Consider the following 14,710-nt stretch of genomic DNA (forward strand, 5'->3'; position numbering starts at 1 on the left):
TCATTTGATAATTTGAAAATATCTCATGTTAGCTTTGGAGTTCGACCTTTTCTGCTAATATAGGAGGAACTTTAATTGAATGTAAATAATAAAGTGATAGATGAAGGTGTAACAAGTGATGAAGGTTTGATATCAATTTCTCACCCATTAGCTGCAGATGTAGGAAGACAAATTCTGGATAAAGGTGGCAATGCAATAGATGCTGTTATTGCAATGCAACTCTCATTAAATGTCGTAGAACCATTTACTTCTGGAATTGGTGGAGGCGGTTATTTACTTTATTTTGATAATAAAACTAAAAAAGTAAAAGCGTTTGATGCTAGAGAAACTGCACCTCAAAATATTGATCGACATTTCTATTTAGATGACAAGGGTAACCATAAAAGTTTTTTTGATTTAAGTACACATGGAAAAACTGTAGCTATACCAGCAATCCCTAGATTATTTGAACATCTACAGAAAAACTATAGTAATTTAACACTTTCAGAACTAATAAATCCTGCAATAGAACAAGCAGAAAAAGGACATAAGGCGAATTGGGCAACTGAAAAGTATTCCAAACATCAGATTGAGCGTATAAATAAATTCAAGGAAACACATCGTGTTTATACTAATAATGAAGGAGATTATTTTCATAAAGATGATTGGATAACATTTCCTGATATAGCTAAAACATTTCGAATTATTAGAGATCAAGGTTTTGAGGCTTTTTATACCAGTGAAATTGCTGATAAATTAGTAGATATCGTACATGAAAATGGTGGAACGATTACTAAGAAAGATTTATTGGAATATCAAATTCAAATTAAAGAACCAGTCACATCTAACTATCGTGGATATGATATATATGGAATGGGTCCTTCTAGTTCTGGTGGAATTACAGTTATTCAAATATTAAAGTTGTTGGAGCAATTTGATATAAGCGCTATGGGACCACGTTCAACAGATTATTTACATCATTTGATTGAAAGTATGCATATTGCATATAGTGATAGAGCATCATTTTTAGCAGATGAAAGCTTTTACGATATTCCAGTTGAAGCATTAATTGATGAAACATACTTGAAAGAACGCAGTAAACTCATTCACACGAATCATGCTAATTTTGAAATTGGACCGGGTAGTGCAATTCCTTCTGTTGAATCACATACTGATATAGACGAAAAACATACTGAAACTACACATTTTTCAGTTACAGATAAAGATGGAAATATTGCGTCATTTACTACTTCAATAGGAATGATCTATGGTTCAGGTATGACGATACCTGGATACGGTATTCTATTAAACACAACAATAGATGGCTTTGATGTAGTTGAAGGTGGAATTAATGAAATTGAAGCAAATAAACGTTCTTTAAGTAATATGTCTCCTACAATTGTTACTAAAGATGGGCACCCGGTATTAGAAGTCGGTGCACCAGGTGCAATCAGTATAATTGCTAGTGTTGTCCAAACATTAGTTAATGTGATTGACTTTGATATGACAATCCAACAAGCAATTGAAGAGCCGCGTATCTATACAAGTAACCCATCCAGAATAGAATGGGAACGCCAGTTTAAACAAAGTACAATACTTAAATTAATTGCCAAAGGTCATGCTTTTGAATTAACACCTGAAGATTATATTGGTGATGTACATGGGTTGCAATTTGATCTTGAAAAAGGATTAGTTAGAGGTGGAACCGATGATACGCGAGAAGGTGTAGTGATTGGGAAAAATGATAAATACGTTAGTTCACAAGAAACTCCAATAGAGCGATTAGAAGTCTCACCGTTTCAAGTATATTTAAATAAAGTCGAACTACCTTTATTTAAATCCCAGACTAAGATTATTGATAATGAATTTTTCCTTTTAACTGAAATTACTCAATATATATTTAATATTGAAGTAAACAATAAATACTCAAGAATAATAGAAGGACAAGAATTTGTAAATATCGCAGCATTTGCTAAAAGTTTGGAGTATAAAGTTATAAAAAATGAAAAAAATATTTTCTTATATAAGGATTTTGAGCAAAGAATTGATGAAAATGAAGCAGAATATTATCGATATGATAAAGAGAGTATTACACGATAATATTCTAATGGAATGCCGTTAAATCAACGATTAAATGTGTAATTATAATAAAAATATTAATTAATTGTAAGGTTATATTACTCAGTATGTAATAACTATTTACACAAATTTTTAATTTTCTGAAAACTATAATAGAATTACATTATGCTTCAAACAAGAGGAGTGATTATATGTTATCTGGATTATTAAAACCAATCGTTGATTTAGTAGCTGCATTAGGTCTGTAAGGTGTAACAGGTGTGTAAGATAGCTTTCAATAAAACAACGCCAAGTTTTATTGATCATATTGTAATCCCAAAAAATGTCTAGTTTGAACGTTGTCGGTATACAATCTTCAGTAAATTTATGTACTGGTAATACTTCCTACATAAAGCCCATTCTATTTTAATGATAGAGTGGGCTTTTGTATTGCTAGTTAGTTTTTTGTAAATAAGTTCATTTCTTGTAGAAACAATTTGATTAGCGGGTTATCCCATCCCATTTTCTTAGTTAATGCAAAGGTGTAAAAACTTGGTAATTCGCTATAAACTGGGGAGATTATTTTAAGTTGCTGATTTTGTAATTCTGTGGCAACTGTTCTGTAGGGTAATACACTAAAGCCAATGTTATCTAATAGGAATGTTTTAATTGTATGAATACTCCACAACTCAGTTGTCTTCTTTATTTCAATATTATGTGAATCAATAAATGACTCAAACGCTACTCGATAGGTGCTATCCCTTTCATTTATTACAAAATGATTGTATATAGTATGATGCAATAATTCTGGTAAAGTGTCAGGTGCTTCAGGATGCGCAACGAGAACCAACTGCTCAGTAGATAATTTGCGTGTATGAATATATTTATTACTAATTTTTTCATTTACTACAAACGCAATATCCACTTCACTATTCATTAATAAATTTTGATTATGGCTACAAGAGTTATTAAATATGTCGAGTTCTATTTCTGGATATTTTGCAATGAATGATTTAATCACATCGCTCAGTCCAGTTGTCATAATAGATTCAGGAGCAGCAATTTTTAAAGTTCCTTTATTAACATTTTGATTAGAGATATTTAATATTTCCTCATGTGTTGCTATATAATTATTGATTAAAGGTAATAATTGTATTAAAAAATCAGTAGGGACAAGCTGTTTGTTTTTATGCGTAAATAAATTATTTTGTAATTCTGTTTCTAGCTGTTGGATTTGCTGAGAAATGTTAGACTGCGTGTAATTTAGAGTACGAGCAGTATCGGTGTAACTTCGAGTGGCTAATAAAGTTTTTAAAATCGTTAGTTGTTTAATGTTCATTATTTCACCTATAAATTTTATTTATGACATAATGATAACATTAATTTTACTTATTAATATAGCAGTCATAAAATTTCATTAGAGGTGATGAATATGACTGCATTTTTAATATATGTATTTGTAACATCTATTACACCAGGGCCGAGCAATTTATATATATTAGACTCAGCTAAAGCATATGGTATAAAAGGGGCTAAGCAATTTATTTGGGGAATTTTAACAGGATTTTTATTTTTAGCAGTACTTGCTTTATGCCTATTATTTGTATTTGAAAATATGATAATGAAAATTGAAGTTATCCTACAATATCTAGGATTTATCTATTTAATTTACCTAGCATACAAAACCTATCAATCTAGCAAAGAAAATATGAATAAACATACCTACCAATCATTTAAATCAGGATTCCTTCTACAAGTTTTAAATACGAAGTCGCTATTATTTTTTACTACATTAATAGGAGCATTTATTTTACCGATAGCAAATGATTCCACAATATTATATTTATATATGATCATTACCGTGTTTATAGGCTGGATTTGCTTATTAGCATGGGGCTTTTTAGGAAGCTATTTAAAAAATTATATAGAGCAATTCGACCGTCCCTTTAAAATTGTGATGTCCTTACTACTACTATATTCTGCAATCAGTATTTTTCTATAATAAACATGACTACATCTACTGTACCTTTTATGCAAAGGTGCAGTTTTTTTATGCTTAAAAAATTAACGCTATATAACACCGTTGTAATTAAAAATTATAATAAATTTAGTTGAACAATTTTTAAAATGAATGTAAAAGATATAAATTTATATTGATAAAAATTAAAATTGACAATTAAAATGTGCAGTGATATCTTTAACTCTTAGTAGTCCAATCGGGATTTAATAAAAGTAGGTGTAATAATGGAAAATAGATATATGAAATTGGGATTATTTTTAGCAGGATATGGACATCATGTTGCTAGTTGGAGACATCCACAAGCCTCAGAAACTGGTCCAATGGATTTAGAACATTTAATAAAGGTCGCCAAAACAGCGGAAAAAGGAAAGTTTGACTTACTATTTTTAGCTGATAGTTTATTCGTTTCAGAAACCTCACATCCAAATATTTTGAGTAGATTTGAGCCATTAACTTTATTGAGTGTATTAGCAAGAGAAACGCAACAAATAGGATTAGCTAGCACGGCATCTACTACATATGAAGAGCCATTTCATTTAGCACGTAGCTTCAGCTCTTTAGATCATATTAGTGGTGGTCGAGCAGCATGGAATATTGTGACTTCATCAATTAATAGCACTGCCGAAAATTTTAATGGAACAAAGCATATGGAGCATGAGTTGCGATACGAACGCGCCGAGGAATTTGTTGATGTAACAAATCAGTTATGGCGTTCATGGGAATCAGATACATTTAAACGCAACAAAGAAGATGGTGTATTTATTGATCCTTCCAAGTTACATACCATTAATTATGTCGGAAAGCATTTTAAAGTTAGGGGCCCGCTAAATATTGAACGCTCTCCACAAGTTAGACCACTATTGATTCAGGCAGGTTCTTCAGCAACAGGAACAGAATTAGCAGCCAAAGTTGCTGACGTTGTCTTTACTGCGCAAAGTAATTTAAAAGATTCACAGCAATTTTATGAAAATATTAAAGCCAAAGCGCTTCGTTACGATAAAACAGAAAATCAAATATCAATTATGCCAGGATTGTTTCCAGTAATAGGTGACACAGAATCAGAAGCTCACCAAAATTATCAACAGTTACAGGATCTAATCTTACCAGAAATTGGGTTGAAAATTCTGTCGCCTTATCTAGGTGAAATCGATTTGGCACAATACGATTTATCTACGCCATTTGCTGATATTGACTTTGAAATAGGGAATGGGGTTCAAAGTAGATTCGAAGTAATATTAAAAGAAGCCAAAGCTAATGATTTAACCTTAGAACAAGTGATGAAACAAGTTGCTGGATCAAGAGGACATCACATTGTCATAGGAACAGCAGAGCAAATTGCAGATAAAATGGAAGACTGGTTCGTAAATAAAGCGGCAGATGGGTTTAATATTATGCCACCGTTGTTACCCACACAATTTGAAAAGTTTGTTGAACAAGTTATACCTATTTTACAGGATAGAAATTTAGTTCAAAAAACATATAAAACGGGGACGCTGAGAGAAAAATTTGGACTGAAAAATAATTAAGGAGGCTCAAATTTATGTCGATTATACGTAGAGCAACTACTGAAGATATAAATTCGATTGTTACGTTGATGTATGCTGCGTATAAGCCTATTAGAGATTTAGGTATTCATTTTGAATCAGCACATCCAACGATTGAAAAAGTTAGCAATAATATTAAACAAAATATTTGTTATGTATATGAAGTTGATAACAAATTAATAGGAACAATATCTTTAAGAATGCCCTGGAGTCATAATCCAGGTCCATATAACTTTCCTCATATTTGGTGGCTTGCTACAAGTCCAGATTATAAAGGTCAAGGAATCAGTAAAACTTTGCTCGAATATATAGAAAAACAAGTCATCAAACAAAATTTTCATTCTTCCGCTGTCACTTTAGGAACGGCAAGCAATCATCCATGGCTTGTTGAAATGTATGAACGAAGAGGTTATCAAAAATTTGGTAGCACAAATCTAGGAAAAGGTCACATTACCCAATACTTAATCAAAGTATTAGACGAATCGTTATTTGTAGGTGAAGCAATTTTAAAACAGCAATTTACTGAAATTACATATAAGGAGGATGAATCAATTGGATTTTGATCCGATATATTTTTTAGAAAGCTTTCCTAAAATACTTCCATTTTTACCAATCACATTATATTTAGCATTAATATCATTAGTCATATCAATTGTTGGAGGACTAGTATTAGCACTGATTCTAAAAGCCAATATTCCAGTTATAAAACAATTGGCTTTATTATATATATCATTCTTCCGGTCGATTCCAAGTTTGGTACAACTCTTTCTAATCTATTATGGCTTGCCACAATTGATACCAGATATGAAAGTTATTGATGCACTAACTGCTGCCATTATAGGCTTAAGCGTTAAAAATTCAGCCTACTTAGCTGAAATATTTAGAGCGGCAATATCCTCTGTAGATAAAGGACAATTTGAGGCAGCGCATTCAATAGGCATGAGTAAAGCACGCACATATTTCTCGATTGTATTACCTCAAGCTACAAAAAATGCGATACCTGCCACAGGAAATATTTTTGTCGGTTTAATTAAAGAAACCTCATTAGTATTCACATTAGGTGTTACAGAAATATTTGCCAAAAGTAAACTCTTAGCTTCAGCTTCATATAAATTCTTAGAAACCTTTTTAGCAGTAGCCATTGTTTACTGGTTAATAACAATAATATTTAGTTATCTGCAAAATCTATTAGAAAAACGTGTGAATAAACCATATGAAAAGTGAGGTGTCACAAATGATTAAAGTAGATCATTTGAGGAAGTCTTTTGGACAAACTGATGTATTGAAAGATATTAATTTTGAATTGAATCAAGGTGAAGTATTAACAATTATTGGCCCTTCTGGTTCTGGTAAATCTACATTATTAAGATGTTTGAATTGGTTAGAGCAACCAGATGGCGGCTCAATTTCTATTAATCATATTGATGTACAAGTAGAGCAAGTAAAAAACAAACAAAAACAACAACTCATTAAACAATCAGCAATGGTTTTTCAACATTATAATTTATTTAAAAATAAAACTGTACTTCAAAATGTCACGATTGGTTTAAAGACAAATAAACATTTAGATAACAACTCAATTCAACAGCGTGCAAATGATTATCTAGAACAAGTAGGATTATCGGAATTTAAACATAAGTATCCAGCAACATTATCAGGAGGACAGCAACAACGTGTTGGAATTGCTAGAGCATTAGCCCTTGATACACCACTGTTATTATTTGATGAACCCACATCAGCACTCGATCCTGAATTAGTAACAGGCGTATTAAACGTCATCAAATCTGTAGCTAAATTAAATAAAACATTAATTATAGTTACACATGAAATGTCCTTTGCAGAGGATATCGCAGACAAAGTTATATTTATGGAAGACGGATTTATTGTAGAAAGTGGTAGCCCTGAACAAATTTTTAATAATCCAAGACAGGAGAGAACTGCCGAATTTATTAATAAAGAATATACCGTTAAATAGAATTGAGGTGAGCGTATAATCGTAAATGATACGTATCGTTTTATCCAGAGTATCATTGGGTCTGTAGATAAAATAGGTGAAACAGAATATTATGCCGCCCAAAAAGGATTGATAGACTGTATTGCTACAGCATATGCCACGAAAAATAATGAGGCAATTAATCAGTTAATACAATTGCTTAGTAAAGAACAAGGCGATGGACAAAGTCCTATCATGGCCTATGAGCAAATGTTAAAACCAAGAGACGCTGCCTTAGTCAATGGCTATTTATTACATTATTTAGATTACGACGATGTACATTCTGATGTTAGAGGACATGCAACATCAGTTATTATCCCGACACTTATAGCAGTTTCAAATCAAAATAAACAGAGTTATAGACACTTTCTTGACAGTTATATTATAGGTGTTGAAGTGACTGCACGTATTGGTCGCACGATTGGAAAGAACCATTATGAAAGTGGTTGGCATAGTTCATCGACAATTGGGATAATCGGTGCAACCGTTGCAAGTGCTCATTACCTGAATTTAGATATTGAAACGATTGCTAATGCAATTGGTATTGCTATCTCAGAAATGAGTGGGCTACGTGCTCAATTTGGCACTGATGTTAAACCTTTACATATTGGGTTGGCAGCACAAAAAGCATATATGGCAGTAAAATATAGTGAATCAAAAATAATAACTGGTCACAAAGATATGTTACCGGCATTGTTCGAAACCTATAGTGAATTATTTTATATGCCTGACAATATAATGAGAACTGATACAGAACCTTGGGCAATTGTTAATCCAGGATTATGGTTTAAAAAATACCCATGTTGTTCAGCCAATTATCATGCTATTGATGCTGTTATGGCACTACAAAGTAAATTCAATATTGAAATAGATAATATAGAACAAATTAACGTTACATTTCCTAGTCAAGGTGATGCAGCATTGAAATACACCAGACCGATTAACGGACTAGAAGGCCGATTTAGCGTCGAATATGTTATTGCTACATTGCTTATTAATAATCGACTTACAATGGAAGATTTTTTTGAAAATAATATAGACTCAAACATTCAAAAACTAATGACTAAAGTACATCGAAATTATAATGATGAAATTATCCCAAAAACAAATGCATTGCCAAAAGGTAGATATACAATTGTAGAAATTAAAACTAAATCAGGTGAGACTTTACGAGAACGCGTGGATGCACCTAAAGGTAGCCCGAATAATCCATTATCAACAGAAGAATTAGTAGGAAAATTATCAACATTTTCGACAAAACATGCACGTAACATACAAAACTTATTCAACGTAACTGATACAGATGAATTAATCACATATATTGTGACAGGAGGATATTAATATGAAAAAACTTATAGTACTCACGTTGGTGGGACTATTTATATTAGCAGGTTGTTCTTCAGATAACAAAAAAGGGACAATCGTAGTTGGAACAACTGGACAAAGTTACCCGAATTCTTATGAAAAAGATGGAAAGCTAGTAGGCTATGATATAGAAGTTTTCGAAAAAGCAGCTAAAAAAGAAGGTTATAAAGTAAAATGGGTGAAAGCAGACTTTTCAGGAATTATGGGGCAGTTAGATTCAGGTCGAGTCGATTCCGTAGCTAACGCAGTTGCTGTAACAGATGAACGAAAAGAAAAATATCAATTTTCTAATCCATATTCATACATTGGAAGCCAAATTGTCACTTCTCTCAATAATAAAGAAATTAACGATTTTTCAGATTTAAAAGGTAAAAAGGTAGCAGGAGTCATGGGATCTAATCACACAGAAGCACTTGAAGCGTTTAATAAGAAAAATAATTACGGAATATCAACAAAAACATACGAAAATCGTGAGAGTGCCATGTTGGATCTAGATAATCAACGTATCGATGGCTACATCAATTCAAGCTCAGTATTATCAGCTGAAAAGAATAAAAAAGATAAAAAAATAAAATTTGTAGGTAAGCCAATTAATGTAGAAGCAACAAGTTTCCCATTTAAAAAAGATAATAAGGACAAAAAGAAAGATATAGATAAAGGAATTAAAGCATTAAAAGATAATGGAGAATTAAAAAAACTGTCTAACAAATATTTCGGGGAAGACACAACAAAAAAATAATATACATTGAGACACACTTTTTATTAATAAGTGTGTCTTTTTTTGAGTTTAAAATTACAATATTGTGTCATATATTTCACTAGTGTATGTTTTTTATAACATTAACCTAAATAAATATAAATTTATACAATCTTAATGTATTTCATAGTTGAAAAAAATAATTCAATAGTGCATAATCTTTTTATAGTTAATACATCTTGAGTACTATCATAGAGCTTTTTTAAACAGTTAGAGAAATTTAAAAAGTTAGAGTTTTTGGGAGAAAAAATGAAAAGAGGAAGATCATGTCAAAGAGAGAAAGAGAGTTTAAGCGGAGTTTTAATGAAGAAAAAGCGCGTGTAAAACTTTACAAATCAGGTAAAAATTGGGTTAAAGCCGGCATAAAAGAGATTAAACTACTAGGGATACTTGGATTACCAATTTTTAGCAAGAGCACTGAAAAAGCGCAAGAAGAAACAAAACGCACATTTGGGGACTCAGTAAAAAGAAATACATTAAAAACCACAGGCATATTAGGTGGAGCATTTGCAGCTAACATGTTACATAATCAACAAGCATTAGCTGCTTCAGAATTACCAGTCACTTCAGAACTATCATCACAAAGTGAAACAGTAGGTAATCAAACATCAACAGCAATTAGCAAATCAGAAACAAGTGAAAGCGAAGCATCAACATCAGAAAAAGTAGATAGCGAAAGTGAAACATCAACATCAGAAGAATCAGATAGCGAAAGCGAAACATCAACATCAGAAGAATCAGATAGTAAGAGCGAGACATCAACATCAGACAAATCAGATAGTGATAGTGAGACATCAACATCAGAAGAATCAGATAGTAAGAGCGAGACATCAACATCAGACAAATCAGATAGTGATAGTGAGACATCAACATCAGAAAAGTCAGATAGTAAAAGTGAAACATCAACATCAGACAAATCAGATAGTGATAGCGAAACATCAACATCAGAAAAGTCAGATAGTAAGAGCGAGACATCAACATCTGATAAAGATGGAAGTACAAGTTCAGAGAAATCAACAACAAGCGATGACAGTAAGACAAGCAATCTAAGTACATCAGAAGATTTAGGATCAAATGCGATTACTTTATCAACATCAACATCCGAATCGACAAGCACAGCACCAACACAACTAAGAACATTAAGTAGATTAGCTACTACAAGTATATCTACATTTGCTGCAGCAGCTGCAACAACATCACAAACACAAACGTATACAGGTGCGGGAACAGACACAAGATATAACATACCTATTTATTACAAATTGGTTGTAACAAGTGATGGTCAAAACATGACATTCACTTATACAGTATCTTACGATAATCCGAATACATCAACAGTTGAAAAAGCACCTACTGCTATGAGTAATAGTTATTCAATTAAAAATACAACTACAAGTACATCACCAATGTTTACGTTAGGTGATGGTTATGGGACACCTACTACCTCTTATAACTATGTTGTTAATAAATATGATGGTTCAGAGGTAACAGCAGTTCCATCAGGTAATCTACCAATAACTGCTACTGGTAGTGGTTATTCGTGGTCAAATGATTATGCGATGAATGGTTATTATGCGAAACAAGGTGCAGGACTAGTTACAACTTGGACAGTACCAATCACTGGTTCTGGCAGTAACTATACTTGGACATTCACGCCATTTTCATCATCAACAACAACATCAAATAACTATTTCACTGGTACTATTACTGGTACTGATCCGGTATCATCAGCAAGTGCAAGCACAAGTACATCAACATCAACAAGTACATCATTGAGTGCTTCGACGTCTAAAAGTACATCAACAAGCACATCAACTAGTACATCATTGAGTACATCAACATCAAGAAGTACATCATTAAGTACATCAACAAGTAACTCATTAAGTGCATCAACAAGCACATCGACAAGTAATTCATTGAGTGCATCAACAAGTACATCGACAAGTAACTCATTAAGTGCATCAACAAGCACATCGACAAGTAATTCATTGAGTGCATCAACAAGTACATCGACAAGTAATTCATTAAGTGCATCAACAAGCACATCGACAAGTAACTCATTAAGTGCATCAACAAGCACGTCAACTAGTAACTCATTAAGTACATCAACATCAGTAAGTGATTCATTAAGTGAATCAGCAAGTACATCAACATCAACAAGTGATTCGTTAAGTGAGTCAGAAAGTACATCGACATCAATAAGCGATTCGTTAAGTGAATCAGCATCTGAATCGGCAAGTGCAAGCACGTCAGTAAGTGAGTCAGAAAGTACAAGTACGTCATTAAGCACGTCATTAAGTACATCAGTGAGTGATTCAGAAAGCGCAAGCACATCATTAAGCACATCATTGAGCGATTCAGAATCAGCAAGCACGTCATTAAGTACTTCAGTAAGTGATTCAGAAAGTGCGTCAACATCATTAAGCACATCAGTAAGTGATTCAGAATCAGCAAGTACATCACTAAGTACTTCAGTATCTGACTCAGAAAGCGCAAGCACATCATTGAGTACTTCAGTAAGTGACTCAGAGTCAGCAAGTACATCATTGAGTACATCAGTGAGCGATTCAGAATCAGCAAGCACGTCATTAAGTACTTCAGTAAGTGATTCAGAAAGTGCGTCAACATCATTAAGCACATCAGTAAGTGATTCAGAATCAGCAAGTACGTCACTAAGTACATCAGTATCAGATTCAGAAAGTGCAAGTACATCATTGAGTACTTCAGTAAGTGATTCAGAAAGCGCGTCAACATCATTGAGTACTTCAGTAAGTGATTCAGAAAGCGCAAGCACATCATTAAGCACATCATTGAGCGATTCAGAATCAGCAAGCACGTCATTAAGTACTTCAGTAAGTGATTCAGAAAGTGCAAGTACATCACTAAGTACATCAGTGTCTGATTCAGAAAGCGCATCAACGTCGTTGAGCACATCAGTGAGCGATTCAGAATCAGCAAGTACATCACTAAGTACTTCAGTATCTGACTCAGAAAGCGCAAGTACATCATTGAGTACTTCAGTAAGTGATTCAGAAAGTGCATCAACATCATTGAGCACATCAGTGTCTGATTCAGAAAGTGCGTCAACATCATTGAGTACATCAGTGTCTGACTCAGAAAGTGCGTCAACATCATTAAGCACTTCAGTAAGTGATTCAGAAAGTGCAAGCACGTCATTAAGTACTTCAGTATCAGGATCAGAAAGTGCATCAACGTCGTTGAGCACATCAGTGTCTGATTCAGAAAGTGCATCAACGTCGTTGAGCACGTCAGTAAGTGACTCAGAATCAGCAAGTACATCACTAAGTACATCAGTAAGTGACTCAGAAAGTGCATCAACATCATTGAGCACGTCAGTATCTGATTCAGAAAGTGTATCAACATCATTGAGCACATCAGTAAGTGATTCAGAAAGTGCAAGTACATCACTAAGTACATCAGTATCTGACTCAGAAAGTGCATCAACATCATTAAGTACTTCAGTAAGTGATTCAGAATCAGCAAGTACATCATTGAGCACATCAGTGAGTGATTCAGAAAGTGTAAGCACGTCACTAAGTACTTCAGTATCTGACTCAGAAAGTGCATCAACATCATTGAGCACATCAGTGAGTGATTCAGAAAGTGCAAGTACATCATTAAGTACATCAGTATCAGATTCAGAAAGTGCATCAACGTCGTTGAGCACATCAGTAAGTGATTCAGAAAGTGCAAGCACGTCATTAAGTACATCAGTATCTGATTCAGAAAGTGCATCAACGTCGTTGAGCACATCAGTGAGCGATTCAGAATCAGCAAGTACATCACTAAGTACATCAGTAAGTGATTCAGAATCAGCAAGTACGTCACTAAGTACTTCAGTATCTGACTCAGAAAGTGCAAGCACGTCACTAAGTACATCAGTAAGTGATTCAGAATCAGCAAGTACGTCACTAAGTACATCAGTATCTGACTCAGAAAGTGCAAGCACATCATTGAGCACGTCAGTAAGTGACTCAGAAAGTGCAAGCACATCATTGAGTACATCAGTATCTGACTCAGAAAGTGCATCAACATCATTAAGTACTTCAGTATCAGGATCAGAAAGTGCATCAACGTCGTTGAGCACGTCAGTAAGTGATTCAGAAAGTGCAAGCACATCATTGAGTACATCAGTATCTGACTCAGAAAGTGCAAGCACATCATTAAGTACATCAGTGTCTGACTCAGAAAGCGCAAGCACATCATTGAGTACATCAGTGTCTGACTCAGAAAGTGCAAGCACATCACTAAGCACATCAGTAAGTGATTCAGAATCAGCAAGCACGTCATTAAGCACGTCAGTGTCTGACTCAGAAAGTGCAAGCACATCATTAAGCACATCAGTAAGTGATTCAGAATCAGCAAGTACATCACTAAGTACATCAGTGTCTGACTCAGAAAGTGCGTCAACATCATTAAGCACTTCAGTATCTGATTCAGAAAGCGCGTCAACATCATTGAGTACATCAGTGTCTGATTCAGAAAGTGCATCAACGTCGTTGAGCACATCAGTGAGCGATTCAGAAAGTGCAAGTACATCACTAAGTACATCAGTATCAGATTCAGAAAGTGCATCAACATCATTGAGCACATCAGTGAGCGATTCAGAATCAGCAAGTACATCATTAAGTACTTCAGTATCAGGATCAGAAAGTGCATCAACGTCATTAAGTACTTCAGTATCAGGATCAGAAAGTGCATCAACATCATTGAGCACATCAGTGAGTGATTCAGAATCAGCAAGTACGTCACTAAGTACATCAGTAAGCGATTCAGAATCAGCAAGTACATCACTAAGTACTTCAGTAAGTGATTCAGAAAGTGCGTCAACATCATTGAGCACATCAGTGAGTGATTCAGAATCAGCAAGTACATCATTAAGCACTTCAGTATCTGATTCAGAAAGTGCATCAACGTCGTTGAGCACATCAGTGAGTGATTCAGCAAGTACATCAACATCAGTGAGCACATCA

The 14,710-nt window shown here is 33.9% G+C and carries 10 protein-coding genes and 2 pseudogenes; 10 read left to right on the plus strand and 2 right to left on the minus strand.

The window, feature by feature from the left end:
* Positions 1–75: 75 nt before the first annotated feature.
* The gene (ggt, locus tag SH09_RS10520) at positions 76–2,079 is read left to right on the plus strand and encodes a gamma-glutamyltransferase (RefSeq protein WP_042739605.1); all 2,004 of its coding nucleotides are present in this window, start codon (positions 76–78) and stop codon (positions 2,077–2,079) included.
* A 415-nt stretch (positions 2,080–2,494) separates the two neighbouring features.
* On the opposite strand, the gene SH09_RS10525 is transcribed toward ggt, so the two are convergent.
* Entirely contained in the window at positions 2,495–3,376 is an 882-nt protein-coding gene (locus SH09_RS10525; protein ID WP_042739606.1) for a LysR family transcriptional regulator, read from the minus strand.
* Positions 3,377–3,469: 93 nt separating this feature from the next.
* Here SH09_RS10525 and SH09_RS10530 point away from each other — a divergent pair, with 93 nt between their 5' ends.
* The 8 genes and pseudogenes from SH09_RS10530 to SH09_RS17025 all read left to right on the plus strand — a co-directional run.
* The gene (locus SH09_RS10530) at positions 3,470–4,039 is read left to right on the plus strand and encodes a LysE family translocator (RefSeq protein WP_052495437.1); all 570 of its coding nucleotides are present in this window, start codon (positions 3,470–3,472) and stop codon (positions 4,037–4,039) included.
* A 242-nt stretch (positions 4,040–4,281) separates the two neighbouring features.
* Positions 4,282–5,583 (plus strand): LLM class flavin-dependent oxidoreductase, encoded by a 1,302-nt coding sequence (locus SH09_RS10535; protein ID WP_042739608.1) that lies wholly within the window; start codon positions 4,282–4,284, stop codon positions 5,581–5,583.
* A gap of 14 nt (positions 5,584–5,597) precedes the next feature.
* The gene (locus SH09_RS10540; protein WP_042739609.1) at positions 5,598–6,164 is read left to right on the plus strand and encodes a GNAT family N-acetyltransferase; all 567 of its coding nucleotides are present in this window, start codon (positions 5,598–5,600) and stop codon (positions 6,162–6,164) included.
* Positions 6,145–6,825, plus strand: coding sequence for an amino acid ABC transporter permease (locus SH09_RS10545; RefSeq protein WP_042739610.1), 681 nt, complete (start codon positions 6,145–6,147; stop codon positions 6,823–6,825). Before SH09_RS10540 ends, SH09_RS10545 begins: the two co-directional genes overlap by 20 nt.
* Before the next feature lie 10 nt (positions 6,826–6,835).
* Positions 6,836–7,576 (plus strand): amino acid ABC transporter ATP-binding protein, encoded by a 741-nt coding sequence (locus SH09_RS10550; protein WP_042739611.1) that lies wholly within the window; start codon positions 6,836–6,838, stop codon positions 7,574–7,576.
* Positions 7,577–7,648: 72 nt separating this feature from the next.
* Entirely contained in the window at positions 7,649–8,935 is a 1,287-nt protein-coding gene (locus SH09_RS10555) for an MmgE/PrpD family protein (RefSeq protein ID WP_257211155.1), read from the plus strand.
* A 1-nt stretch (position 8,936) separates the two neighbouring features.
* Positions 8,937–9,698: a transporter substrate-binding domain-containing protein gene (locus SH09_RS10560; RefSeq protein ID WP_042739613.1), complete on the plus strand. Its 762-nt coding sequence runs from the start codon at positions 8,937–8,939 to the stop codon at positions 9,696–9,698.
* 284 nt (positions 9,699–9,982) lie between these two features.
* Positions 9,983–10,099 (plus strand): annotated as a pseudogene (locus SH09_RS17025) (KxYKxGKxW signal peptide domain-containing protein); the annotation flags it as partial.
* Between the two features lie 218 nt (positions 10,100–10,317).
* Here the strand turns inward: SH09_RS17025 and SH09_RS17030 are convergent.
* Positions 10,318–10,950 (minus strand): hypothetical protein, encoded by a 633-nt coding sequence (locus SH09_RS17030; protein ID WP_235307506.1) that lies wholly within the window; start codon positions 10,948–10,950, stop codon positions 10,318–10,320.
* A gap of 493 nt (positions 10,951–11,443) precedes the next feature.
* Between SH09_RS17030 and SH09_RS17470 the strand changes: the two are divergent.
* Positions 11,444–14,710: pseudogene (locus tag SH09_RS17470) on the plus strand (hypothetical protein); the annotation flags it as partial.

Source organism: Staphylococcus gallinarum, assembly GCF_000875895.1.
Classification (GTDB): Bacteria; Bacillota; Bacilli; order Staphylococcales; family Staphylococcaceae; genus Staphylococcus; species Staphylococcus gallinarum.

Excerpts from the sequence above, each read along its gene's own strand:
- SH09_RS10540 (WP_042739609.1), top strand. The coding sequence starts at position 5,598 with ATGTCGATTATACGTAGAGCAACTACTGAAGATATAAATTCGATTGTT.
- SH09_RS10550 (WP_042739611.1), top strand. The coding sequence starts at position 6,836 with ATGATTAAAGTAGATCATTTGAGGAAGTCTTTTGGACAAACTGATGTA.
- SH09_RS10525 (WP_042739606.1), bottom strand. The coding sequence starts at position 3,376 with ATGAACATTAAACAACTAACGATTTTAAAAACTTTATTAGCCACTCGA.
- SH09_RS10545 (WP_042739610.1), top strand. The coding sequence starts at position 6,145 with ATGAATCAATTGGATTTTGATCCGATATATTTTTTAGAAAGCTTTCCT.
- SH09_RS10530 (WP_052495437.1), top strand. The coding sequence starts at position 3,470 with ATGACTGCATTTTTAATATATGTATTTGTAACATCTATTACACCAGGG.
- SH09_RS10560 (WP_042739613.1), top strand. The coding sequence starts at position 8,937 with ATGAAAAAACTTATAGTACTCACGTTGGTGGGACTATTTATATTAGCA.
- SH09_RS10535 (WP_042739608.1), top strand. The coding sequence starts at position 4,282 with ATGGAAAATAGATATATGAAATTGGGATTATTTTTAGCAGGATATGGA.